The 25962-nt window shown below is 63.7% G+C and carries 20 protein-coding genes and 2 pseudogenes; 17 read left to right on the top strand and 5 right to left on the bottom strand.

Annotation, left to right across the window (positions count from 1 at the left end; genetic code table 11):
- Positions 1-22: 22 nt before the first annotated feature.
- From NKG99_RS28240 to NKG99_RS28215, 5 genes are all read right to left on the bottom strand, one after another.
- Positions 23-418, bottom strand: a complete 396-nt coding sequence (locus NKG99_RS28240; protein WP_352872351.1) for an XRE family transcriptional regulator — start codon at positions 416-418, stop codon at positions 23-25.
- A complete protein-coding gene (locus NKG99_RS28235) occupies positions 418-789 on the bottom strand; it encodes a type II toxin-antitoxin system RelE/ParE family toxin (protein ID WP_352872349.1) in 372 nt (123 codons plus the stop codon). Before NKG99_RS28235 ends, NKG99_RS28240 begins: the two co-directional genes overlap by 1 nt.
- Positions 790-1230: 441 nt before the next feature.
- A complete protein-coding gene (locus tag NKG99_RS28225) occupies positions 1231-2448 on the bottom strand; it encodes an MFS transporter (protein WP_352872347.1) in 1218 nt (405 codons plus the stop codon).
- A 57-nt stretch (positions 2449-2505) separates the two neighbouring features.
- On the bottom strand, positions 2506-3942 hold the full coding sequence (gene rpoN, locus NKG99_RS28220) for an RNA polymerase factor sigma-54 (RefSeq protein ID WP_352872346.1): 1437 nt from the start codon (positions 3940-3942) through the stop codon (positions 2506-2508).
- 69 nt (positions 3943-4011) lie between these two features.
- Positions 4012-4545, bottom strand: coding sequence for a peroxiredoxin (locus NKG99_RS28215; RefSeq protein WP_352872344.1), 534 nt, complete (start codon positions 4543-4545; stop codon positions 4012-4014).
- 1645 nt (positions 4546-6190) lie between these two features.
- On the opposite strand from NKG99_RS28215, the gene NKG99_RS28210 reads away from it, so the two are divergent.
- From NKG99_RS28210 to nifE, 17 genes and pseudogenes are all read left to right on the top strand, one after another.
- Complete coding sequence (locus tag NKG99_RS28210) at positions 6191-7393, top strand: cytochrome P450 (RefSeq protein WP_352872342.1); 1203 nt, start codon at positions 6191-6193, stop codon at positions 7391-7393.
- A gap of 93 nt (positions 7394-7486) precedes the next feature.
- Positions 7487-8776 carry a cytochrome P450 gene (locus NKG99_RS28205; protein ID WP_352872341.1) on the top strand — a complete coding sequence of 430 codons (1290 nt, stop codon included), beginning with the start codon at positions 7487-7489 and terminating at the stop codon, positions 8774-8776.
- Between the two features lies 1 nt (position 8777).
- Positions 8778-9077, top strand: a pseudogene (locus NKG99_RS28200) (ferredoxin); the annotation flags it as partial.
- A gap of 15 nt (positions 9078-9092) precedes the next feature.
- The gene (locus tag NKG99_RS28195; RefSeq protein WP_352872374.1) at positions 9093-9914 is read left to right on the top strand and encodes an SDR family oxidoreductase; all 822 of its coding nucleotides are present in this window, start codon (positions 9093-9095) and stop codon (positions 9912-9914) included.
- The gene (locus NKG99_RS28190) at positions 9914-11257 is read left to right on the top strand and encodes a cytochrome P450 (protein WP_352872340.1); all 1344 of its coding nucleotides are present in this window, start codon (positions 9914-9916) and stop codon (positions 11255-11257) included. The genes NKG99_RS28195 and NKG99_RS28190 overlap by 1 nt, the downstream gene beginning before the upstream one ends.
- A gap of 154 nt (positions 11258-11411) precedes the next feature.
- A complete protein-coding gene (locus tag NKG99_RS28185) occupies positions 11412-12404 on the top strand; it encodes a polyprenyl synthetase family protein (protein ID WP_352872372.1) in 993 nt (330 codons plus the stop codon).
- 146 nt (positions 12405-12550) lie between these two features.
- Positions 12551-14101 carry a hypothetical protein gene (locus tag NKG99_RS28180; RefSeq protein ID WP_352872338.1) on the top strand — a complete coding sequence of 517 codons (1551 nt, stop codon included), beginning with the start codon at positions 12551-12553 and terminating at the stop codon, positions 14099-14101.
- Positions 14098-15000, top strand: a complete 903-nt coding sequence (locus NKG99_RS28175) for a terpene synthase family protein (RefSeq protein ID WP_352872336.1) — start codon at positions 14098-14100, stop codon at positions 14998-15000. The genes NKG99_RS28180 and NKG99_RS28175 overlap by 4 nt, the downstream gene beginning before the upstream one ends.
- Before the next feature lie 85 nt (positions 15001-15085).
- Entirely contained in the window at positions 15086-16135 is a 1050-nt protein-coding gene (gene fni, locus NKG99_RS28170) for a type 2 isopentenyl-diphosphate Delta-isomerase (protein WP_352872335.1), read from the top strand.
- A 54-nt stretch (positions 16136-16189) separates the two neighbouring features.
- Positions 16190-17355: pseudogene (locus tag NKG99_RS28165) on the top strand (NAD(P)/FAD-dependent oxidoreductase).
- A gap of 453 nt (positions 17356-17808) precedes the next feature.
- A complete protein-coding gene (locus NKG99_RS36020) occupies positions 17809-18045 on the top strand; it encodes a hypothetical protein (protein ID WP_502913094.1) in 237 nt (78 codons plus the stop codon).
- 152 nt (positions 18046-18197) lie between these two features.
- Positions 18198-18524, top strand: a complete 327-nt coding sequence (locus NKG99_RS28155) for a helix-turn-helix domain-containing protein (protein WP_352825324.1) — start codon at positions 18198-18200, stop codon at positions 18522-18524.
- Positions 18499-19755, top strand: coding sequence for a type II toxin-antitoxin system HipA family toxin (locus NKG99_RS28150; RefSeq protein WP_352872333.1), 1257 nt, complete (start codon positions 18499-18501; stop codon positions 19753-19755). The genes NKG99_RS28155 and NKG99_RS28150 overlap by 26 nt, the downstream gene beginning before the upstream one ends.
- Before the next feature lie 486 nt (positions 19756-20241).
- Entirely contained in the window at positions 20242-21135 is an 894-nt protein-coding gene (gene nifH / locus NKG99_RS28145; RefSeq protein ID WP_023801970.1) for a nitrogenase iron protein, read from the top strand.
- A 99-nt stretch (positions 21136-21234) separates the two neighbouring features.
- Complete coding sequence (nifD, locus tag NKG99_RS28140; protein ID WP_352711414.1) at positions 21235-22737, top strand: nitrogenase molybdenum-iron protein alpha chain; 1503 nt, start codon at positions 21235-21237, stop codon at positions 22735-22737.
- A 126-nt stretch (positions 22738-22863) separates the two neighbouring features.
- The gene (nifK, locus tag NKG99_RS28135) at positions 22864-24405 is read left to right on the top strand and encodes a nitrogenase molybdenum-iron protein subunit beta (protein ID WP_352872331.1); all 1542 of its coding nucleotides are present in this window, start codon (positions 22864-22866) and stop codon (positions 24403-24405) included.
- Between the two features lie 63 nt (positions 24406-24468).
- A complete protein-coding gene (gene nifE / locus NKG99_RS28130; protein ID WP_352872329.1) occupies positions 24469-25959 on the top strand; it encodes a nitrogenase iron-molybdenum cofactor biosynthesis protein NifE in 1491 nt (496 codons plus the stop codon).
- Positions 25960-25962: the final 3 nt, after the last annotated feature.

Genomic DNA, 25962 nt, shown 5'->3' with positions numbered 1-25962 from the left:
CTTTAGCCGAAACAGAGTGAGGTCAGCCGGCGCGTGCGGCTTTTGTGCGATTACGTCCACCTGCCGCTCTTTTAACGCTACGCACGGAGACGGCTTTGGGAGCCACGACGTCGCCGAGCCGCTCTATATGGAGGGGCGCGCGTGAGGGAAGGCGAACGACGAGTTCGAGTTGCCCCCCGATCGCCTCGACGTAGCTTTTAAGAGTAGACAAGTACATGTCGGCTTGTTTCTCGATCTTCGAGACCGAAGGCTGCTTGATCTTGAGGACCGAAGCGATTTCGGCCTGGGCCTTTCCAGCGGCACGCCGCAAATCGCCGAGACTCTCGACTTCTCCCCTCAACTCTTCGAAACGCGCGTCGACCCGCTCCCGACGATCCTCGGGGAGCGCAGCGATTAGGTCGTCAAGCTTGCGTCCCATCACTTCTTCTCCTTCTTCGCCGCCGCCAAACGGTCGAGATGCCCTTGATAGCGCTTGTCCGCCTTGGCGATCAGACTTTTGTAGAAGCGCTTCTCACTCACGCCCGACTTATCGCCGGCGACGAGCAGGATCGCCTTCCGCTTCCGGTCGAATGCGAACGCAACCCGCCAGACACCATCATCAGCGTCGAAGCGAAGTTCTTTCATGTTCGCGAACGACGAGCCATTCAAGGTATCCGCATGCGGTCGCCCCAGCTGGGGCCCGAACACACCGAGCAGCTTAGCCGAGGCCAATAGCTCATCTTGGACTGTCTGGTGCAACGCCTCGAACTCCCCGTCGAACTCATCGCCAAAAACGACTTCCCAAGTCATATATAGCTCCTAGGCTATGTGGTCAACATCATCAAGCTGCCGAACGATAGTCTGCGGCTGAAACAAGGTACGCGCGGTCGACGGTAATCCGGCCGCCGTTGATACAACTGGCAATTCGCGACCTGTCTGCGCTATCGAGCGGCATCGTCACCGGCGTTCCGAAGGGCATGGCCGGCGCGTAGCTGTCGCTTGCTCAGAATTGCCGGCTTGTCGTGAAGGACATGACCGCCAGCAAGCGTTCCATCGCGCCGGCAGCGCTCACCGTCGCCAAATGGAAACCGGTGCCGGCCAGGTCCACGTGTCTGGCGGGGAAAGTTGCCATGGCTTGGAGGTGAAGCCGGCGAGGCGCTTCCGCTGGTCCATGCAAGCGGAGGATCGCGCCGCGCCGTGCATCGCATCTCTCGTCCCGCTGCGCTGCTGAGATCTCTCCTGTCAGGCGGTCTAGGTTTCGCGCTTCGGGCCGAGCAGGAGCACTATGAGGGCAGCGACGAACGTGGCAACAGCACTGTAGGCAATGGCGCTGGTAATCCCCGCATTCTCCACCAATAGTCCGCCGAAAATCGCGCCGGCTGCGATTGCCACTTGGAATACTGTGACCAGCAGCACACCGGCGCTTTGGGCCTGCTCGGGAGCGGCCCTCCGTACCATCCACGTCTGCAATCCCACTGGCACCGCGCCGAAGGCAAACCCCCACGCGGCAACAGCAATCGCCGAGGCCAAGGCCGATGCTCCCGCCGTCAGCAGCGAAACAGCGGCTATTGCTATGAGCAGCGGTGCAAGGGCCGCGACTGCCTTGAGACTGTACTCGGCCAGAAGCCCGCCGGCCAAATTGCCGAAGAATCCGCCGATGCCAAAAGCCAGCAACACAAGCGAGATCGTCTCGACATCCAGCGCGGGAATCTTCTCAAGGAAGGCGCGGATATAGGTGATTCCGGCGAAGTGGCCGGAAGCGACCAGCAGGACAACCAAGAGCGCAACCTTGACCATCGGAATCTTGGCCACATCCAGCAGGCTGCGGAAGCTAGCCACTCCAATCGGAGGCAGTCTCGGAATGGTTATGAGTTGCACGAGCAGTGTAGCGGCGCCGCCGGCTGCGGCGAGCATGAAGGCGCTTCGCCATCCCCAGATATCGCCGACATAAGCGCCGATTGGAGCTGCGCAGACGGTAGCCACGGAAACGCCGGTGAGGATGATCGACATAGCGCGCGGCAGGAGGTGGCTTGGAACGAGCCGCATCGCCAGTGCTGCCGACATCGACCAGAAGCCTCCGAGCGCTATGCCGAGCACGACGCGTGCAGTCAGGAGAACCGCCAGCGACCACGCGCCGGCCGCCAGAACGTCCGACAGGATCAGCAGCAGCGTCATCGCCCACATGACGATCCTGCGGTCCAGGCGCTTTGTGATGATGGCCACCGTCGGCGCCGAGATCGCCCCGACGATAGCGGTCGCCGTCATCGCCTGTCCAGCCGCTCCCTCGGTGATACCGAGATCATGCGCGAGCGGCGTGAGCAGGCTGACAGGCAGAAACTCTGCCGTCACCAGCCCGAACGTGCCCAAGGAAAGCGAAATGACCGCACCCCATGCGGGACCAGACGGTTGGACGGGCTTTTCTGGGTCGTGCAGAACAGCGTCCATGACGCCTGCCGCGGATTGGGTCATGAACGAAGTCTCCACTCTGGACGCAATGCAACATGATGTTGGCTGCCTTGACCCAATTTAAAAACACAAGCGCATTTCCCGGCGGCGTTGCACGGAGGAGGGGATGTTCATTGCTTCGCGATATTTTGTGACTGTGCGGCGCGCAACATCGACGCCGGTTTCCTTCAGCCGGACAGCGATGTCCTCATCGGAAAGCACGTCGCCGTGAGATTCTGCGGCAATCATCGCCTTGATCCGATGGCGGACAGCTTCGGCCGAGTGCGCATCGCCGCCTTGGCAGGACGCGATGGCGACGGTGAAAAAATACCTCAGTTCAAAGACACCGCGCGGGGTAAGCATGTATTTGTTCGAGGTCACCCGGCTTACCGTCGACTCGTGCACGCCGATCGCATCAGCGACGGTTCTGAGATTGAGAGGCCGCAGGTGGGCGACGCCATGTTCCAAAAAGGCACCCTGCTGGCGCACGATTTCAGCCGCAACCTTAACAATGGTCTTGGCGCGCTGATCGAGGCTGCGGATTAGCCAGTTCGCGTTTTGCAAGCACTCGTCGAGAAATGCTTGATCCTTCGAATTTTGGACAGTTTGACGCGAGACTTCGGCATAGTAGGTTTGGTTGATCAGCAGCTTGGGCAGTGTGGCCGGATCAAGTTCGATCTGCCACCCGCCTTCCGGCGAGGGCGTGACCCAGACGTCGGGTATGATTGATTCAGACGCACCGGATTGGAATCGATTTCCAGGCTTGGGATCGAGCGCCCGAATCTCATGCATCATGTCGAGAAGGTCTTCTTCATCGACGCCGCAATGCTGCTTCAGTGCCTGAAAATCGCGTCGCGCAAGCATTTCAAGATGGGCAACCAAAGCTGCCATTGCCGGGTCGAGCCGGTCTCGCTGGCGCAACTGGATCTCGAGGCATTCTCTGAGAGTTCGCGCAAAAATTCCCGGTGGATCAAATTGCTGCAAGGTTCCGAGAACCCGTTCCACATCAGCCTCACGGACATTCAGGCTCCCGGCCAGCTCCAAAAGGTTTGCCCGAAGATAGCCAGTGTCTTCCAGATCGGCGGCAAGCTGGCCAGCGATCAGCCGCTCCTGTGGTGTGAACGCAGTGAGGGCGATCTGACGAGCGACATGGTCGTGCAATGTTTCGGCGAGGGTGGCAAACTCGTCGAGGGAAGGGCCATTGCCGGACGGGTTGTTGGTCGTGTTGCGAAGTGATTTCCATTGCCCGAGCCGTTCAGGCGAACCTGCCCCGGTCGGTCCGTCAACGGCGTTTGCCCCAGGGCCGACAGGCTGATCCGCTCCCGAAATCGAAACGTCGTCAAAAGGCCCGCCATCGCTTGATGCAGATTCCAAGAGCGGGTTCTTCTCAATTTCCCGCTCCACGAACTGATGCAGTTCAGTATGCGCCAGTTGCAGCAAGCGAATCGACTCAATGAGTTGAGGCGATGCCACCATGGATTGCTTCTGGCGTTGAAGCAGGCTTGCTGAGGATTGCATGGTGAGCGCGATAATCCTGTCGAGGAGCCTCTTGGGGCCGGCACTGGCACCAGTGAGACGTTTTCTAGGTCAAGCGGCGGCTTTCAGCGTTTCGAGAACGTTTTGCGGGGATGAGACGCCATACGGGTCGGCCTCGCAGTTGTCGGAGAAACCTTCCTCCTCGAACCAGTGCTCCACCACGCCTTTGTTGATCAGGGCGGCGTAGCGCCAAGAGCGCATCCCGAAGCCGAGATTGTCCTTGGCGACCAGCATGCCCATTTTGCGTGTGAACTCGCCTGAGCCATCGGGGATGAGCTCGACCTGCTTCAGGCCCAAGGACTTCCCCCACGCATTCATGACGAAGGCGTCGTTGACAGAGAGGCAGTAAATCGCGTCAATTCCCTCCTTCTCAAACTCATCATAGAGCTCTTCGAACTGGGGCAATTGGTAGGTCGAGCAGGTTGGTGTGAAGGCGCCAGGCAGCGAGAACAAGATGACCCGCTTGCCGGCAAAGTAGTCGTCAGATGTCTTTTCTTCCCAGCGATATGGATTTGGCCCCTGGACTGACTCATCGCGAACACGCGTGAGAAAGGTGACGAAGGGAACCTTCTTTTGAACGGTCATCAACTTGCTCCTCAGGAAAAAACTGGCGCGCTGGATTCTGGCAGAGGCTGGCGCAATTCCGAGCAAAGGCTCGTATGCTCGGGCACGGAATGAGGGCCTCGGCGACTCGCAACTTCCTTTTCCATCCCGACGTATGGGAACGTCTTGGCGGCTGGTCTTGGCCACGCGAACGCAATCGATCTGAGCGAGCTGGAGGCCGTCGAGCCGCTTGGGCGATCTTCCCACGGCTATGGCGTCGGAAGCGGCATCGATCACTCGCGCTCGTGCCCGGGAAAAAGTGATAGCGGCCGGAAGTAGCCAATATCGGAAGCATGTCGAGGCCTCAAATGTGACTTCACGCAAGAGACCCGCGTCACTGAACTGGTTCAGGGTATTGTCGATATTTGGCAGCGACCCGCCGACCTTGGCTTGGGTGACCATTTGATGGGGCTCTTGGGCACTCACACGCTGAACAGAACCGGTAGACGGCATTTGCGCGAGCGGCCCATGTTGGCGTGCCGGCATCGGACCAGCCATGCGCAAAGCGGCCACCGAGAACGGCCTTCCGGAGGAGACGATGTCCCGATGTTCAGCGGGAACGGGCACCGTCTCCTCAGGCCACTGTCTAGAGCTTCGCGCGTCGGGCATGGTGCAAGTCGCTTTCATCGTAATTTGATGGTGCTCTAACCAGGAGCAGCAAGCGGCGTGCCATTTCAAATAGAGGTGCTGTTGGACCGCCCCCTTCTTCTCGGAGGCCGTGTCTTAGAAGACCGGGAGCGCGCTATGCCGCCTCGTCACATAGGCAACAACGATGCTGTATGGTGTGGATATTCGGCGCTTCAGCCCCGGCTGGGCAAAGAAGAACCGGAAGCCGAGCCGATGCACCACCTGAGGCTGGCGGGCACTCCAGTCGTAGCGTGTGCCGCTAGCGTTCATGGGTGCGCAGCACGGCTATCGCGAACACGCGCCTCTCGCAGCAACATGAGCGCGCGCTCTTGGGCAAGCGCCTTGGCGCCGTGAGGATCGAATTCCCCAATCGTGTCTGTTTGCCGCCCTCTTATGTTCGAAACTGGACCAGAATGTCGCAGGCCCGACCTAAAGGTCGCCCGAGGCGTTCTGTCCGACACTGTTCCGTCGCCTTTGTTGGCCCGCGACACCGGCTTATTTCGCCTAGTTCTTCTCTGGCCTCAGGCTAAGCCGCTGAGAAGCTGCCACGATTTTTCTGCTGCGGCCAAATTGGCACGAGATTTGAAGCACCTTCGTTGCGGGCCGGGAGCCGCCGACCGACTTTCATTTCGTGGATGACACGAATGGAACGAAGAAAGAAAAGCAAAATGTCAAATCTGCGTCGGATAGCGTCTATGGGCAGGGGGGCCTCGGCGAAAGCCCTTACCCAACAGCTCGCCGCCCTTGTCGACGCTTGCGCAGGAAATCTTGGCCGGCGGCGAGTCAAAGGCCCACCACACGGACTTTATCCTGACCTCGAAGGTACAGGATAATGTTCTGCATCTCGCCGCGCGATGTGCCTAGACAGTTACGCGTTAGCCGATCTTGATAATCGGTCTGCCTCCGGACGACGTCGTCTACATGCCGTCTTAGGTCTTCGCTGCCGCAGCGTCCGCCGGTCACCTTCCGCCCTTCCATCGCTACCGAGTGAAGTGCCATCATGCCCGAACAACCTTTGCCGACGCTGCCGATGTGGCGCGTCGATCACATTGAGCCCTCGCCCGAGATGTTGGCGCTGCGGGCCAACGGTCCGATCCACCGCGTGCGCTTCCCGTCCGGGCACGAAGGCTGGTGGGTCACAGGCTATGACGAGGCCAAGGCGGTGTTGTCCGACGCGGCGTTCCGGCCCGCGGGAATGCCGCCGGCCGCATTCACCCCGGATTCGGTGATTCTCGGTTCGCCAGGATGGCTGGTCTCGCACGAGGGGGGCGAGCATACGCGGCTACGCACGATCGTGGCGCCGGCCTTCAGCAACGGCAGGGTGAAGCAGCTCGCGCAGCAGGTCGAGGCGATCGCCGCGCAGTTGTTTGAGACGCTGGCGGCCCAGCCCCAGCCCGCCGATCTGCGGCGCCACCTCTCCTTTCCGCTTCCAGCCATGGTCATTGGCGCGCTGATGGGCGTGCTCTACGAGGATCACGCCTTTTTCGCCGGGCTGTCCGACGAGGTGATGACGCACCAGCATGAAAGCGGCCCGCGAAGCGCGTCGCGCTTGGCCTGGGAAGAACTCCGCGCCTACATTCGCGGCAAGATGCGGGACAAGCGCCAGGATCCGGGCGACAACGTGCTGACGGATCTGGTCGCGGCGATCGACCAGGGCACGGCGACCGAGGAAGAGGCGATCGGCTTGGCGGCGGGAATGCTGGTGGCGGGGCACGAGAGCACCGTCGCGCAGATCGAATTCGGCCTGCTGGCCATGTTCCGCCATCCGCAACAGCGCGAACGCTTGGTCGGCGATCCATCCCTGGTGGACAAGGCGGTGGAGGAAATCCTGCGCATGTACCCGCCGGGCGCGGGTTGGGACGGCATCATGCGCTATCCGAGGACCGACGTGACCATCGCGGGCGTGCATATTCCCGCGGAGAGCAAGGTGCTGGTCGGCCTGCCGGCGACGTCGTTCGATGCGCGCCATTTCGACGACCCGGAAATCTTCGACATCGGACGCGCCGAAAACCCGCACCTGGCGTTCTCCTACGGGCCGCACTACTGCATCGGCGCGGCGCTGGCCAGGCTGGAACTCAAGGTGGTGTTCGGTTCGATCTTCCAGCGCTTTCCCGCGCTGCGCTTGGCAGTGGCGCCCGAAGAACTGAAGTTGCGCAAGGAGATCATCACTGGCGGGTTCGAGGAGTTCCCGGTGCTCTGGTGATGCGCGGACGCCGCCGGGAATCGCGATCTTCTCCGCAATTGCCGGCGCGCCTGGCGCGCGCCGGTCAGATCAGCCAGCCAACAGGTAACCAAGATGGACGTGCAAGAAACCACGGCAGCATGCCGGGACGCCTTCGCCGAACTGGCGTCGCCAGCGTGCATCCACGACCCGTATCCGTTCATGCGGTGGTTGCGCGAGCACGATCCGGTGCATCGCGCGGCGTCGGGCCTCTTTCTGTTGAGCCGCCACGCCGACATCTACTGGGCGCTCAAGGCCACGGGCGATGCTTTTCGGGGACCGGCGCCGGGCGAACTGGCGCGCTATTTCCCGCGTGCGGCGACCAGCCTGTCACTCAATCTGCTGGCGTCCACGCTAGCGATGAAGGAACCACCGACGCATACGCGTCTGCGCCGGCTGATCTCGCGCGATTTCACCATGGGCCAGATCGACAACCTGAGGCCGACCATCGCTCGCATCGTCGCAGCGCGCCTGGACGGCATGGCGCCCGCGCTGGAGCGCGGGGAGGCGGTGGACCTGCACCGGGAATTCGCGCTGGCCTTGCCCATGCTGGTTTTCGGCGAACTGTTCGGCATGCCCCAGGAAGACATGTTGAGGCTCGTCGCCGGCATCAGCGCCATTCTGGAAGGCTTGAGCCCGCACGCCAGTGATCCCCAGTTCGCCGCGGCGGACGCGGCCAGCGCCAGGGTGCAGGCCTACTTCGGCGACCTCATACAGCGCAAGCGCACCGATTCCCGCCACGACATCGTGTCAATGCTGGTCGGCGCACACGACGACGATGCCGACATGCTGTCGGATGCGGAGTTGATCAGCATGCTGTGGGGCATGCTGCTGGGCGGCTTCGCCACCACTGCTGCGGCCATAGACCATGCGGTCCTGGCGATGCTGGCGTATCCCGAACAGCGGCACTGGCTGCAGGGAGATGCCGTGGGGGTGAAGGCGTTCGTCGAAGAAGTCCTGCGCTGCGACGCGCCCGCCATGTTCAGCTCCATTCCGCGTATCGCCCAGCGCGACATCGAACTGGGCGGCGTGGTGATCCCGAAGGACGCGGACGTGCGCGTGCTGATCGCGGCCGGCAATCGCGACCCGGACGCCTTCGCTGATCCCGACCGCTTCGATCCCGCGCGGTTCTACGGCACCAGTCCTGGCATGTCGATCGACGGGAAGATCATGCTGAGCTTCGGCCACGGCATCCACTTCTGCCTCGGTGCGCAACTGGCCCGGGTGCAGTTGGCCGAGAGCCTGCCGCGGATCCAGGCGCGCTTCCCCACGCTGGCATTGGCCGAGCAGCCGACCCGGGAGCCCTCCGCGTTCCTTAGGACGTTCGGCGCGCTGCCGGTGCGGCTGCATGCGCAGGGGGGCTGAGATGCGCGTCGTGGTCGACCAGGATCTGTGCGGAACCACCGGGCAGTGCGTGCTGACGCTGCCGGGCACCTTTCGCCAGCGCGAACCGGACGGCGTGGCCGAAGTGTGCGTGGCGACGGTCCCGCAGGCGCTGCACGCCGCCGTGCGGCGCGCGGCCCGCCCGTGCCCGGTCGCCGCCCTTCGGGGCATCGGCAGCGCCGCGGGCGCTGGCGAGCGCGCCCGCGCCGACCCTGCGCCTTCTCCGGCGGAGGCCGAGCGGCATGCCGCGAAAGACCAACGCAATCCAGGAGGACACGATGGACGGTTTGAAGGCAAGGTGGCCGTGGTGACCGGCGCCGGCGCCGGCATCGGCAAGGCATGCGCCCTCGCCATCGCGCGCGGGGGCGGCAGAGTGGTGGTGGCCGATATTGATGGCTCGGCGGCCATCGCCTGCACCGCGCAGATCGCGGCTGAAGCGGGCCACGCGCTGGCCCTGGCCATGGACATCGCCGATGAGCAGGCGGTGGCAGCGCTGTTCGAGACGGCGGAGCGGCACTTCGGCGGGGTCGACCTGCTGGTGAACAATGCGAGCGCCATGCATTTGACCCTGCGCGACCGCGCGATCCTCGAGCTGGACCTGGCGGTCTGGGATCAGACCATGGCGACCAATCTGCGCGGCACGCTGCTCTGCTGCCGGCAGGCCATCCCACGGATGATCGCCCGCGGCGGTGGCGCGATCGTCAACATGTCGTCGTGCCAGGGGCTCAGCGGTGACACCGCGCAGACGTCCTACGCCGCGTCGAAGGCGGCGATGAACATGCTGTCGGCGTCGCTCGCCACCCAGTACGGTCATGCGCAGATCCGCTGCAACGCGGTTGCGCCGGGTCTCGTCATGACCGAGCGTCTCCTCACCAAGCTGGACGAGTGCATGCAACGGCATCTGCGCCGGCACCAGCTCCTGCCGCGCGTCGGCCGCCCCGAGGACGTGGCCGCGCTCGTGGCGTTCCTGCTCTCCGACGATGCTGCGTTCATCACCGGCCAGGTCGTGTGCATCGACGGCGGCATGCTGGCGCATGTGCCGACATACGCCGACGGTGGCAACAGCTGCGCCGCGCGCCCTGCCGGCGACACCGAATCGGCGACGGCGGCGCGCTGCTGATGGACATACTGCTCAACCCACTCAACCGTCGGCACCGGCTGCGATCCGACATCCCGGTCATGCCCGGCGCTTTCCCCCTGGTCGGGCATCTTCCCGCCATTGTCTGCGACCTGCCGCGCCTGCTGCAACGCGCAGAACGGACGCTGGGCAGCCACTTCTGGCTGGATTTCGGCCCTGCCGGACATCTGATGACCTGTGTGGATCCGGACGCATTCTCTCTGCTCAAGCACAAGGACGTGTCCTCGGCGCTGATCGAAGAGATCGCGCCCGAATTGCTTGGCGGAACGTTGGTTGCCCTGGACGGCGGCGCGCACCGGCAGGCGCGCGATGCCATCAAGGCAGCGTTCTTGCCCAAGGGGCTGAGCCAGGCCGGGATCGGCGACCTGTTCGCGCCGGTCATCCAGGCGCGGGTGCAGGCGTGGCGCGCCCGCGGCGAGGTAACGATCCTGCGCGAGACCGGCGACCTGATGCTGAAGCTCATCTTCAGCCTCATGGGAATCCCCGCGCAGGACCTGCCGGGATGGCATCGCAAGTACCGGCAATTGCTGCAGTTGATCATCGCGCCACCGGTTGACCTGCCCGGATTGCCTTTGCGGCGCGGCCGCTCCGCCCGCGACTGGATCGACGCGCAGTTGCGCCGGTTCGTCCGCGATGCACGCGCGCATGCCGCGCGCACCGGGTTCATCAACGACATGGTGAGCGCCTTCGACCGCAGCGACGATGCGCTTTCCGATGACGTCCTGGTCGCCAATATCCGCTTGCTGCTGCTTGCCGGTCACGACACCACTGCCTCGACGATGGCCTGGATGGTGATCGAGATGGCGCGGCAGCCTGTGCTGTGGGACGCCCTGGTCGAGGAGGCGCAACGCGTGGGCGCGGTGCCGACCCGGCACGCGGACCTGGCGGAGTGTCCGGTCGCCGAGGCGCTGTTCCGGGAGACGCTGCGCCTGCATCCGGCGACCACGCTCCTGCCGCGTCGCGCCCTGCAGGAATTGCAACTCGGCCAACGGCGCATTCCCGCGGGCACCCATCTGTGCATCCCGCTGCTGCATTTCTCGACCTCGGCGCTGCTGCACGAGGCGCCTGATCAGTTCCGCCTGGCGCGGTGGCTGCAACGCACGGAGCCGATCCGGCCGGTGGACATGCTGCAGTTCGGTACCGGCCCACACGTCTGCATCGGCTACCACCTGGTATGGCTGGAAATGGTGCAGTTCTGCATCGCCTTGGCGCTGGCCATGCACAAGGCCGGGGTGCGGCCGCGGTTGCTGAGCGGCGTCGAAAAAGGCCGGCGCTATTACCCGACCGCACATCCGTCCATGGCAATCCGCATAGGCTTCTCATGAGCTGGCATCGCATGCCCCGTGTGGCGAGGCAGCGGCGCCGGCGAGGCGCGGCATTGCTGCACTCGGCGCACGCGCTCGGTGCGACGCCGGCAACACCGCGGCGGCTTGGCGCTCGCCGTGGCCATCTCGTGTCAGGTACAAGGACATGAAAAACATGCAGACCGGTTCCACGCTACACGACGACCGAGCTGGCGTTTCCGCCCTCGGCGGATTGGGTGCGCAGGCGCGCGGCGCATCCGGCAGGCTGCTGCCGGAGATCTGGATGCAGGACGGCGCAAAGCGGGTCGAACAGGCGCTGGCGCGTCTTCTCTGCGCCGAAGACGACGGTGAGACAGAGCTGATGGCGGCGATGCGCTACGCCACCTTGCATGGCGGGAAGCGCACCCGCGCCTTGCTCTGTCTGGCTGCCGGCGCACTGGCCGACACGCCGGCGCACATGCTCGACGACGTCGGCGCCGCCATCGAGATGATGCACGCCTGTACCCTGGTCCACGACGACCTGCCCGCGATGGACGACGACGTGCTTCGCCGCGGCCTTCCGACCGTGCACGTCAAGTTCGGCGAAGCCACTGCGATCCTGGTTGGCGATGCGCTGCAGGCGCACGCCTTCCTGACCCTGGCGAGCCTGGATGCGCCGGGCGACAACCGTATCGCGCTCGTGCGCGAACTGGCGCAGGCGGTGTCCGCCGAGGGTGCCGCAGGCGGGCAGGCCATGGATCTGTCGCTGGTCGGAAAGCACGCCGAGCTGGACAGGATCGTGGCGATGCACCGGATGAAGAGCGGAGCGCTAGTGCGCGCGTCCGTTCGCATGGGTGCGCTATGCGCCATCGCGGAGGATGCCGCGCACGCTGCGCTGTACTGTGCGCTCGATCGCTACACCGCCTGTTTCGGCCTGGCGTTGCAGGTGGTCGACGACATTCTCGACGCGACAGCGGATACCGCGACGCTGGGCAAGACCCCCGGTAAGGACGCGGCGGCGCAGAAGCCGACCTGCGCGTCCATCATGGGGCTGCAGGCAGCGCGCCAGTTCGCGCTGGATTTGTTGCGCGACGCCGGGGAGGCCATCGTCCCGCTGGGGCCGCGTGCGGAACAGTTGGCGCAGATGCTGCAGCGGGCCAACGTGTATCTGTCCGCGCCATACGCATGAGCGCGTCCGTCCGCATGGACTCGCCCCTGTCTGCTGCGATCGGCCGGCGGGCGGTGCATGCTGCACTGTGTCCGAACCGGCGGCGACGTGCGCGGCGTCTGCCCGATCCTGGTTCTCGTCAACCGTCTGCAGAAGGAACATCCCGCGTGAACGCGCTGTCCGAACAGATCCTTTCCGAATTGCGCCACCTGCTGAGCGAGATGAGCGACGGCGGCAGCGTCGGCCCGTCCGTCTACGACACGGCGCGAGCTCTGCAGTTCCACGGCAACGTCACCGGTCGGCAGGACGCATACGCGTGGCTCATCGCGCAGCAACAGGCCGATGGCGGATGGGGAAGCGCGGACTTCCCGCTGTTCCGCCATGCGCCCACGTGGGCGGCGTTGCTGACATTGCAGCGTGCCGATCCTCTTCCCGACGCTGCCGACGCAGTCCAGGCTGCAACCCGGTTCCTCGAGCGCCAGCCCGATCCCTACGCGCATGCGGTGCCGGAAGACGCGCCTATCGGCGCGGAGCTGATCCTGCCGCAGTTGTGCGGCGAGGCCGCATCCTTGCTGGGCGGCGTGGCGTTTCCGCGCCACCCGGCGCTGTTGCCGTTGCGGCAAGCGTGCCTGGCCAAGCTGGGGGCGGTGGCGACGTTGCCGAGCGGCCATCCGTTGCTGCACTCCTGGGAAGCCTGGGGGACGTCGCCGACCACCGCATGCCCGGATGACGACGGCAGCATCGGCATCAGTCCGGCGGCCACCGCCGCGTGGCGTGCGCACGCCGTGACACAGGGGAGCACGCCGCAGGTCGAGCGCGCCGACGCGTATCTGCAGGCGGCATCGCGGGCGACGCGCAGCGGCATCGAAGGCGTCGTTCCCAACGTCTGGCCGATCAATGTGTTCGAGCCATGCTGGTCGCTGTACACCCTGCATCTGGCCGGGCTATTCGCGCATCCCGCGCTCGCCGAGGCGGTGCAAGTGATCGTCGCGCATCTCGACGCCCGCCTGGGCGTGCGCGGTCTGGGCCCCGCCTTGCACTTCGTGGCCGACGCGGACGACACCGCCGTTGCGTTGTGCGTCCTGCGCCTTGCAGGCCGCGACCCGGCGGTCGATGCGTTGCGCCATTTCGAAATCGGCGAGCTGTTCGTCACCTTCCCCGGCGAGCGCAATGCCTCGGTGTCGACCAACATCCATGCCCTGCATGCATTGCGAATGTTGGGAAAGCCGGCCGCCGGCACCAGCGCCTACGTCGAGGCCAATCGCAACCCGCACGGTCTATGGGACAACGAAAAATGGCACGTTTCGTGGCTGTATCCCACCGCGCATGCGGTCGCTGCGCTGGCGCAAGGCAAACCCCAGTGGCGCGACGAGCGCGCGCTGGCGGCGCTGCTGCGGGCGCAGCGCGACGACGGCGGCTGGGGCGCCGGTCGCGCGTCCACATTCGAGGAAACCGCCTATGCGCTGTTCGCGTTGCACGTGATGGACGGGAGCGAAGAGCCGACAGCGCGCCGGCGCATCGCGCAGGCGGTGGCGCGTGCGCTGGAGTGGATGCTCGCCCGCCATGCGGCGCGTGCATTGCCGCAGACGCCGCTGTGGATCGGCAAGGAACTGTATTGCCCCACCCGGGTAGTGCGCGTGGCCGAACTCGCCGGGTTGTGGCTGGCGCTTCGTTGGGGGCGGCGCGTCCTGGCCGAGGGAGCAGGAGCGGCGCCATGATCCAGACCGAACGCGCGCTGCAGCAGGTGCTGGAGTGGGGGCGTTCCCTGACCGGGTTCGCCGACGAGCATGCCGTGGAAGCGGTCAGGGGCGGCCAGTACATCCTGCAGCGCATCCACCCGAGCCTGCGCGACACCTGCGCCCGCACCGGCCGCGATCCGCAGGACGAAGCGCTGATCGTGGCGTTCTATCGCGAACTGGCGCTGCTGTTCTGGCTCGACGATTGCAACGACCTTGGCCTGATCGCGCCGGAGCAGCTCGCCGCGGTGGAGCAGGCGCTGGGGCAGGGCGTGCCGTGCGCGCTCCCCGGATTCGAGGGCTGCGCTGTGCTGCGCGCTTCGCTGGCGGCGCTCGCCTACGATCGTCGCGACTATGCTCAGCTTCTCGACGATACCCGGTGCTACTGCGCGGCGCTGCGCGCCGGACACGCGCAGGCGGCAGGGGCGGAACGCTGGTCCTACGCCGAGTACCTGCACAACGGCATCGATTCGATCGCCTACACGAACGTGTTCTGTTGCCTGTCGTTGCTGTGGGGGCTGGACATGGCGACCTTGCGCGCACGTCCGGCGTTTCGCCAGGTCCTGCGGCTCATCTCCGCGATAGGGCGCTTGCAGAACGATCTGCATGGACGCGACAAGGACAGGTCGGCCGGCGAGGCCGACAATGCGGCAATCCTGCTGCTGCAGCGCTATCCGGCTATGCCTGTGCTGGAGTTCCTCAACGACGAGCTGGCCGGCCATACGCGCATGCTGCACCAGGTGATGGCGAAAGAACGCTTTCCCGCGCCGTGGGGACCGTTGATCGAGGCCATGGCGGCCATCCGCGCGCAGTACTACCAGACCTCAACCAGCCGCTACCGCAGCGACGCTGCGGGGGGAGGCCAGCGTGCGCCGGCCTGAACGCGCGGGAGGCGGCGGCGTGCGCACGCTGCCGTCGGTCCGATCCGACGCAACGCCGTCGCCCGATGCGACGGATGGGGCGAGCATGAGCGACACCAAGCTGAGCCGGCGCAAGGACGACCATCTGGACATCGTGCTGGATCGGCGAACGGCGCCGGCCACGGTCGCCGCCGGCTGGGAGTACATCCGTTTCGAACACTGCGCATTGCCCGAGTTGGACCTGACGCAGATCGACCTGCGCGCCTCGCTGCTGGGCAAGACCATGCGCGCGCCGCTGCTGATCAGCTCCATGACCGGCGGCATGCCACGCGCCGAGGCCATCAACCGGCATCTGAGCGAGGCAGCGCAAGCCTTGGGGATCGCCATGTGCGTCGGTTCGCAGCGCGTGAGCCTGCAATCCCGCAACTCCCAGGGGCTGACGCGCGCGCTACGCCGCCTGGCCCCAGACATTCCCTTGCTGGCCAATATCGGCGCCGCGCAACTGCGCGAGGCCGACGGCCTGGACGTGGCGCGCCGGGCGGTGGATGCGCTGGAGGCCGATGGACTCATCGTCCATCTCAATCCGCTGCAGGAAGCGGTACAGCCGGAGGGCGACCGCGACTGGCGCGGCGTCCTGGCGCAGATCGCTCGCGCCGCGCGCAGCGTGGGCGTGCCGATCGTGGCCAAGGAAGTGGGGTCGGGCCTGTCCGCCTCGGTGGCCTGTGCGCTCGTCGAGGCGGGCGTGGCGGTGATCGATGTCGCCGGCGCCGGCGGCACCAGTTGGGCCGCGGTGGAGGGCGAGCGCGCCCGCGATGCCGCCGACCGTGCAGTGGCGATGGCGTTCGCCGATTGGGGGATTCCGACCCCGGCCAGCGTGCAGGCGGTACGTCGGGCGCTGCCAAAGGTGAAGCTGATCGCGTCGGGCGGGATCCGCGACGGCGTCGACGTGGCCAAGGCCCTCCGCCTGGGCGCGGACATCGCCGGGCAGGCGGCCGGCGTGCTGCGCGCGGCTACGATATCCACCGAGGCGGTGGTCGCGCATTTCGAGATCGTCATCCGCCAGTTGGCCGTCGCCTGCTTCTGCACCGGCTCGGCTGATCTGGCGGCGTTGCGTCAGGCGCGCTTGTTGCCCTCGGCACATCTGCCCGCCGGTTGATGCCGGCATCGCCCGCACGTGGCGGCGGGCCCCTAGAACTGGAGAAGCGAAAAAGTGTGCTACGACATCATCATCATCGGCGGAGCCATCGTCGGCTCCTCGGTCGCCTATTATCTGCGCGAGGAAGGGTTTTCGGGCTCGATTGCACTTGTCGAGCGCGACCCGCAATTTTCCCGCGCCGCGACCACGCTGTCCTGCGCCTCCATCCGCCAGCAATTCTCGATCCCTGAAAACATCCGGCTGTCGCAATTCACGCTGAAACTGTTCCGGCGGCTCAAGGAAGAGTTTGGCGCGGACGCCGATATCGGCTTTCGCGAAGGCGGTTATCTCATCCTTGCTGGCGAAAACGGGCTGCCGATCCTGCGGGCCAACCACGAGGCGCAGATGGCCGAGGGCGCCGACATCGTGCTCGAGGATGCCGAGGCGCTGGTCCGCCGCTTTCCGTGGCTGTCAGTCGAGGGCATCTCCGCCGGCGCCTATGGCCGCAGCGGCGAAGGCTGGTTCGACGCGCATGCGATGCTGATGCTGTTCCGCAAGGCACTGCGGACGAAGAACATCGATTTCATCACAGCGTCGGTGACCGGTATCGAACGGCAGGGGAAGCGCGTCGCCGGTGTGACCCTCGACAATGGCGAGCGGCTCGAGGCCGGCACCGTCGTTAACGCCGCCGGGCCGAATGCCGGCAAGGTGGCAGCAATGGCCGGGCTGGCGCTGCCGGTGGAGCCGCGCAAGCGCAATGTCTTCGTCTTCGAGGCGCGCGAAAAATATGACGACATGCCGCTGCTGGTCGACCCGAGCGGCATCTATGTCCGGCCGGAGGGCTCGGTCTACATCACCGGCGGCGCCGAGCCGGAAGAGGGCGAAGGACCGGCCGACCCCGCCGACTTCGACCCCGACTGGCCGCTGTTCGAAGAGGTGATCTGGCCGGTGCTGGCGACCCGCATTCCGGCCTCGAGGCGATCAAGCCGACGCGCGCCTGGGTCGGCCATTACGACTACAATACGCTCGACCAGAACGCGGTGATCGGCCCGCACCCGGAGGTCGGCAATTTCCTCTTCGCCAACGGTTTTTCCGGCCACGGCTTGCAGCAGGCTCCGGCGGTCGGCAAGGCGCTGGCCGAACTGATCGTGCATGGCGGCTATCGCACGGTGGATTGCTCGGCGTTTGGGTATAGCCGGATCGCTGACGGGCGGGCGTTTCGGGAATTGAATGTGATTTGAGCAGGAAGGGCGGGTGCGCCGCGACGGCCCTTTTGATGCTGGAGGGACAGAGGGGCGCGAAGGAACGCGACAGGCGGTCGATGGCCCAAAGCTGGCGAAAACAGCCGGCCAGGGCCTGCCGCGAACGGAATGATTTTGTGATGATCGTGGCGCTCGATCCGCCGCATTCCGGACGATCAGCGACTTCCGCAAGCGGCATTTGAAGGCGCTCGTGGCGCTGTTCGTGCAGGTTCTGAAGCTGTGTGCGACGACAGGACTGGTCAAAATCGGCCATGTCGCGCTGGATGGCAAGAAGATCAAGGCGAACGCGTCGAAACACAAGGCGATGAGTTATGAGCGCATGAAGAAGCGCGAGCTGGAATTGAAAGCCGAGGTCGCTCGCATGCTGACGGCGGCCGAGGCCGCGGATGCCGAGGAGGACGTGACTTCGGCAAGGACAAGCGCGGCGACGAGATGCCGGATTGGGCCGGCGACAAGCAGAACCGGCTCGCCAAGATCCAGCAGGCGATGGCGTCGCTGGAAGCCGAGGCCAAGCTGGCGGCGCAAGAAGAGCGCCGGATCGAGCCCGAAAAAGAAGAGCAGCGCCAGGCCGCAGGCCGCAAGAAGCCTGGCAAACCGGCGGCAGCCCCATCAGAGGAGCCCGGCCATAGCAGCTGTTCTCGAGGAACGCCGTTTGCTGTGCGGGGCTAAAGCCTGAGAGATCCTCGAAGAAGGATTGATCCGTTTGCACATCATTTTTTTTATATATGATACGCGAACAGATTTAAAAGTTTTGACTTGCTCGCTGGATGAGGTACCTTTGCGTATCATCGCGCATTGGAATAGATCGTATAGGTATCATGATGGACTCTGAATCGGAAATTCTGCGCGAAATCGGTGGGCTTTTCAGGCAGGCGAGGCTGGCCGCTGCCATGACGCAGGAGCAGGTCGCTGACTTGGCGGGTATATCCCGTCCCCGCTATCGCGACATCGAAAAGGGGGCCGCAGCGGCACGTGCGACGACGCTCATGAATATCGCTCGCGCGCTCGGTCTGGAAATGATGCTGGTTCCGCAAGTCATGGTGCCGGCTGTCCAGGCTCTATTGCGTCCGCATGATGATGACGATCGACCCGCCTTTGTTTCTCAACCTGACGATGACGATCATGGCTCCAGTCTTTCGCGCACCTAAGACGATCCCGTCGCTGGACGTGCTCTTGAACGCACTGAAGATCGGCACAATCGTTAGGACGCCGGGCGATTTCAATGCATTCAACTTCGATGAGCCCTACCGCGCGACGGGCGGCTTTCCGGTTTTCAGCCTGTCGTTCCGGGCAGCGACAGGAGGATTGCGGAAAGATCCGAAGCCTCTGGCGGGCGCCTTGCCCGCTTTCTTCGCGAACCTCCTGCCGGAGGAGAAATTGCGCGAGGCGATGGAAAAGCACCACGAAGGCAATGTGCGGCCAGGCAATGATTTCGATCTTTTAGCGGCGCTGGGCGCCGATCTGCCTGGAGCCGTACGGGCGTTGCCCAGTGACGGCGCGATAGCGGTTTCGCAGGATGCTTCAAAGGATAAGCCCAAGGCACGGTTCTCACTTGCCGGCGTGCAGATGAAGCTGTCGGTCATGAAGAACACTGGAAAAGGCGGCGGCCTTACCTTGCCGATGGACGACGAGCAGGGCCGGTACATCGCCAAGTTCCCTTCGACGGCGTTTCCGGGCGTTTCCGAGAACGAATTCGCCAACCTCGCGCTGGCTGCAGCAATCGGCATGGAGGTTCCTGAATCCGAACTGGTCGAGAAGTCCGATTTTGAGGGCGTTCCCGAAGAATTCAACACGCTGTCGGAGGGCAAGGTTCTTCTCGTCAAACGCTTCGATCGCGGCGCCGATGGCGAGAGGATACACATCGAGGATTTCGCTCAGGTCTTCGGTGTCTTTCCCTCGCGCAAATATGAGGGGGCCGCTTATCACGACATAGCCTTGGCCCTTGGCGTGGCCGTCTCGCCTACGGCGGCTCTCGAATTCGTCCGCCGCCTGGCGCTGACGGTCATCACTGGCAATGGCGACATGCACCTGAAGAAGTGGTCTTTGATTTATCCCGGTAACGGCGACAAGCCGGTGCTTGCACCAATCTACGACGTTCTGTCGACCGTGCCATATATTCCCGCCGCCGCCATGGCGCTTTCGCTTGGAGGGGAGCGCTCGTTCAAGGCGCTAGCAGCACTGCGATGGAAAGCATTTGCGAACCGTGCAAGGCTTCCGGAGCCGGCAGTCCTGAAGGCAGTGGTCGAGACCGTCGAACTCGTCAACGAGCACTGGTGGCATCTGCCTGAGCGCGACGTTGTCGCAGCGAAAGTGCTCGAGCGGATCGACGAACATGTGAAGGCGATGACGCCGATACTGAACTCCTGCGCCGATAAGTGAGCCGAGTCCCCTTGGGTTGGTGATATGGCGGAATTATCCGCCCGCGGCCCCGGATGGATGGCCGTGGATCAATGGTATGCCAGGTGGCGCGCAAGATTCCGCGCAGTGTCGATGAGGACACGCGAGAACCAAGCACGTCAGCTCGCCGGAACAGAAGAGTTCGCAGCATCCCGCAATTAACGCTAGAGGGTCGAGATGCTGTTCGCCCACCTCAACACAACGATGCGATTCGAACGAATGCGGTGACTGAGGATCGCGATCCGACGCTTTGTGTCGCCATTGTCGGGTCCGCTACACGGCTCGTTCCGACGATCCTTCTTTGGCCTCAAGCTAAATCCCTGAAAAGCAACCATGAAATTATTCTTCGGTTCGATCAGCCAAATTGGCACGAGTCTTGAGATCCTTCGGTGCGAGGCGGCGACAGCTGCCCGACCGGCATTCATGTGGCGGCAGCCGCGATGAATGGAACGAAGGAAGGAAAGCTACATGTCAGGTTTGCGTCAGATCGCCTTTTACGGCAAGGGCGGCATCGGCAAGTCCACCACCTCTCAAAATACGCTCGCCGCCCTTGTCGACCTCGGGCAGAGAATCCTCATCGTCGGCTGCGACCCCAAAGCCGACTCCACCCGCCTGATCCTCAACGCGAAGGCGCAGGATACGGTCCTGCACCTCGCGGCAGAGGAAGGTTCGGTGGAAGATCTGGAACTCGCGGACGTGCTCAAGGTCGGCTACAAAGGCATCAAATGCGTGGAGTCGGGCGGCCCTGAGCCGGGTGTCGGCTGCGCCGGCCGCGGCGTGATCACCTCGATCAACTTCCTCGAGGAGAACGGTGCCTACGACGATGTCGACTATGTCTCCTACGACGTGCTCGGGGATGTGGTGTGCGGCGGTTTCGCGATGCCGATCCGCGAGAACAAGGCCCAGGAAATCTATATCGTCATGTCCGGCGAGATGATGGCGCTCTATGCCGCCAACAACATCGCCAAGGGCATCCTGAAATACGCCCATTCGGGCGGCGTGCGGCTCGGCGGCCTGATCTGCAACGAGCGCCAAACGGACCGCGAGCTCGACCTCGCCGAAGCGCTGGCTTCCAGGCTCAATTCCAAGCTCATCCACTTCGTGCCGCGCGACAACATCGTCCAGCACGCCGAACTCAGGAAGATGTCTGTCATCCAGTATGCGCCGGACTCCAAGCAGGCCGGGGAATACCGGGCGCTGGCCGAGAAGATCCATGCCAATTCGGGCCAGGGCACCATCCCCACCCCGATCACCATGGAGGAGCTCGAGGACATGCTGCTCGACTTCGGCATCATGAAGACGGATGAGCAGATGCTTGCCGAGCTTCAGGTCAAGGAAGCGGCGAAGGCGGCCGCACAGTAACCACCGCTACTGACTGGGGGCGCGGCCTTGACCTGGCGCGCCTTTCAAAGAACGGCGCCTCGTTGGTGAGGCGTCACCCTGAACCTTGAAAGGGGTCCCATGAGCCTGGAATACGAGAATGACGGCGCCCTCCATGCGAAGCTTATCGAGGAGGTGCTGTCGCAATATCCTGACAAGGCGGCGAAGCGCCGCAAAAAGCACCTGAGCGTCGCAAAGAGCGGCGACGAGGCTGGCGAGGAAAGCGAGGTCCTTTCCGAATGCGAGGTCAAATCGAACATCAAGTCCATCCCCGGAGTGATGACGATTCGCGGCTGCGCCTATGCCGGCTCGAAAGGCGTGGTCTGGGGTCCTGTCAAGGATATGGTCCATATCTCGCACGGCCCGGTCGGCTGCGGGCAATATTCCTGGTCGCAACGCCGCAACTACTACGTCGGCACGACCGGCATCGACACGTTCGTCACGATGCAGTTCACCTCCGATTTCCAGGAGAAGGACATTGTTTTCGGCGGCGACAAGAAGCTGGAACGGATTATCGACGAGATCGAGGAACTGTTTCCGCTGAACAAGGGCATGACTGTACAATCCGAATGCCCGATCGGCCTGATTGGCGACGACACCGAAGCTGTGTCCCGCAACAAGGCAAAGGAGCACGAAAAGACGATCGTGCCGGTGCGCTGCGAGGGCTTCCGCGGCGTCTCGCAATCACTCGGCCACCACATCGCCAACGACGCGATCCGCGACTGGGTTTTCGAGAAGAAGGACGTCGAGTTCGAGGCCGGCCCGTACGATGTGAATGTCATCGGCGACTACAATATCGGCGGCGACGCCTGGGCTTCGCGCATCCTGCTCGAGGAGATGGGCCTGCGCGTGGTCGGCAACTGGTCGGGCGACGCTACGCTGGCCGAAATAGAGCGAGCGCCGAAGGCCAAGCTCAATCTCATCCATTGCTACAGGTCGATGAACTACATCTGCCGGCATATGGAGGAAAAGTATGGCATCGCCTGGATGGAGTACAATTTCTTCGGCCCCTCCCAGACGGAAGCCTCTCTGCGCAAGATAGCCAAGCATTTCGGACCGGAAATCGAGGCCAAGGCCGAGGCGGTCATCGCCAAATACCGGCCCCTGGTCGATGCCGTCATCACCAAGTACCGGCCGCGCCTCGAAGGCAGGACGGTGATGCTCTATGTCGGCGGGCTGCGCCCCCGTCACGTCGTCACGGCATATGAGGACCTGGGCATGGTTATCGTCGGCACTGGCTACGAATTTGGCCATAACGACGACTATCAGCGCACCGGCCACTACGTGAAGAAGGGCACGCTGATCTATGACGACGTGACTGGTTACGAGCTGGAGAAATTCATCGAGGGGATCCGTCCTGATCTCGTTGGCTCCGGCATCAAAGAAAAGTACCCGGTCCAGAAGATGGGCATACCGTTCCGTCAAATGCATTCCTGGGATTATTCCGGCCCGTATCACGGCTACGACGGCTTCGCCATCTTCGCCCGCGACATGGATCTGGCCATCAACAACCCGGTCTGGAACCTCTACGACGCTCCCTGGAAGAAAAAAGCCGAGCCGTCGGCGGCGATCGCAGCCGAATGAAAACCTGGCCTCCCGGAAGCCGGGAGGCCGTTGAACGCCTGTGGCGCTTTGTCCGCGGGAGACCTGAAACGTTTCGACGTCCCTGTGCCGCCGTATGGCGGGCCAGATGGAAAGAGGTAACCACCCATGCCGCAGTCGGCTGAAAAAGTTCTCGACCACGCTCCCCTGTTCCGCGAGCCGGAATACAGGCAGATGCTCGCCGAGAAGAGGCTGAATTTCGAATGTCCGCACCCGGACCAGGTCGTTACCGACCAACGCGAATTCACCAAGACGTGGGAATACCGCGAAAAGAACCTTGCTCGCGAAGCGCTTGTCGTGAACCCCGCCAAGGCCTGCCAGCCGCTCGGCGCGGTATTCGCGGCCGCGGGCTTCGAGCGAACCATGTCCTTCGTCCACGGCAGCCAGGGCTGCGTGGCCTATTACCGCTCGCACCTGTCGCGCCATTTCAAAGAACCTGCTTCGGCAGTTTCCTCCTCGATGACCGAGGACGCGGCAGTGTTCGGCGGTCTGAAGAACATGGTCGACGGGCTCGCCAACACGTACCAACTCTACGACCCGAAGATGATCGCCGTCTCGACCACTTGTATGGCCGAGGTCATTGGCGACGACCTGCACAGCTTCATCGAGAACGCCAAGGACGAAGGCTCGGTCCCGCGCGACTTCGACGTGCCCTTCGCCCACACGCCGGCCTTCGTCGGTAGTCATGTCGACGGCTATGACGTAACGGTCAAGGGCATTTTGGAGCACTTCTGGAAAGGCGAGGAGCGAACCGAAGCCGAGGGAACCATCAACATCATTCCGGGTTTCGACGGCTTTTGCGTTGGCAACAACCGGGAGCTCAAGCGCCTGCTCGATCTGATAGGCGTGTCCTATACCTTCATCCAAGACGCCTCTGACCAGTTCGACACGCCGTCGGACGGCGAATACCGCATGTACGACGGCGGCACGAAGATCGAAGACGTGAGGAAGGCACTCAACGCCGAGGCGACACTCTCGCTACAGCATTACAACACCCGAAAAACACTGGAGTATTGCGAGGGGGTAGGGCAGGCGACTGCCTCGTTCCATTACCCGCTCGGAGTCCAGGCGACCGACGAGTTCCTGATGGAGGTCTCCGCGATTTCCGGCAAGCAAATCCCCGAGGCAATCCGCCTGGAGCGCGGCCGACTTGTTGACGCCATGGCGGACAGCCAATCCTGGCTGCACGGTAAGAAATACGCCATCTACGGGGATCCGGACTTTGTCTACGCCATGGCCCGCTTCATCATGGAGACGGGCGGCGAGCCGACCCATTGCCTCGCCACCAACGGCACCTCGGCATGGGAAGCGGACTTGAAGGAACTGCTTGCATCATCACCCTTCGGCAAGAATGCTCAAGTCTGGGCGGGCAAGGACCTCTGGGCGATGCGCTCGCTGCTCTTCACGGAGCCGGTGGACCTGCTGATCGGCAACTCCTATGGCAAGTATCTGGAGCGCGACACCGGCACGCCGCTGATCCGGCTGACGTTTCCGATCTTCGACCGCCACCATCACCATCGGTTTGCGCTTATGGGCTACCAAGGCGGGTTGCGCGTCCTGACGACGATCCTCGACAAGATCTTCGACAAGCTCGATCGCGAGACAAGCGAGACGGGCGTGACGGACTATTCGTATGACCTCACCCGCTAAGCGTGGCGGCCGGCTCTTCGGTGAGGCCGGTCGTCTTCCCGAGGGACTTTGGAGACCGACGCAATGTCCTCGCTCAGAGCCAAAATCCAGGATGTCTTCAACGAGCCCGCCTGCGAGCAGAACCGCGGCAAGGATGCCAAGGCGCGCAAGGAGGGCTGTTCGAAGCCACTGACCCCCGGGGCGGCGGCCGGCGGCTGTGCCTTCGATGGCGCCAAGATCGTGCTGCAGCCGATCACCGACGTCGCGCACCTGATCCATGCGCCGCTCGCCTGCGAGGGCAATTCCTGGGACAACCGCGGTGCGGCTTCGTCCGGGCCAACGCTGTGGCGCACGAGCTTCACGACCGACCTCACCGAACTCGATGTTGTGATGGGGCAGGGCGAGCGGAAGCTTTTCAAAGCGATCCGCGAAATCAAGGAAGCGTATGGGCCGCCGGCGATCTTCGTCTATCCGACCTGTGTGACGGCGCTGATCGGCGACGACATCGAGGCCGTTTGTACGCGCGCGGCGGAAAAGTTCGGCCTACCGGTGGTGCCGGTCAATGCGCCGGGCTTCGTAGGCTCCAAGAATCTCGGCAACAAGCTTGCCGGCGAGGCGTTGCTCGAGCATGTCATCGGCACGGTAGAACCGGATGACGCCGGGCCCTATGACATCAATATCCTTGGCGAATTCAACCTCTCGGGCGAATTCTGGCTGGTGAAACCGCTCCTTGACCGGCTCGGCATCCGGGTGCGCGCCTGCATTCCTGGTGACGCGCGTTACTTCGACATTGCCTGCGCGCACCGCGCCCGGGCGGCTATGATGGTGTGCTCGACCGCGCTCATCAATCTCGCCCGCAAGATGGAGCAGCGCTGGGATATTCCCTTCTTCGAGGGCTCCTTCTACGGCATCACCGACACCTCGGAAGCGCTCCGACAGATATCTCAGCTGCTCGTGAAGAAGGGTGCCGATCCGGAGATCCTCGGCCGCACGGAGGCCTTGATTGCAGAGGAGGAGGCGATTGCGTGGAAGAAGCTCGCGGCCTACCGGCCGAGGCTCGAAGGCAAGCGCGTGCTGCTCAACACCGGCGGTGTGAAGTCCTGGTCGGTCGTCCATGCACTGATGGAGATCGGCATCGAGATCGTCGGCACCTCGGTCAAGAAATCCACAGTCGAAGACAAGGAGCGCGTCAAACAGATGCTCAAGGACGACAACCACATGTTCGAGCAGATGGCACCGCGCGAGCTTTACGCCATGCTCTCAGAACATAAGGCCGATATCATGCTGTCGGGCGGGCGCACGCAATTCATCGCGCTGAAGGCCAAGACACCCTGGCTCGATATCAACCAGGAGCGCCAACACCCTTACGCCGGCTATGACGGCATGGTGGAACTCGTACGCCAGATCGACCTCGCCATTCATAACCCGATCTGGTGCCAGGTGCGGGAGCCGGCACCATGGGATTGCCAGCCTGCGATGAAGGACGAAGTGCCGAGCACAAAGAGCGAGACCCCGACCGTCCAGGCTTTCAAGAAATTCGCCGGCACGATGACCGACGATTTCAGCGAGTGTTGAGGA

This window comes from Mesorhizobium sp. M1409 (assembly GCF_040317535.1).
GTDB lineage: Bacteria > Pseudomonadota > Alphaproteobacteria > Rhizobiales > Rhizobiaceae > Mesorhizobium.
Note: the sequence above shows the minus strand (reverse complement) of the source record. Positions and strands in the feature narration are given on the sequence as shown.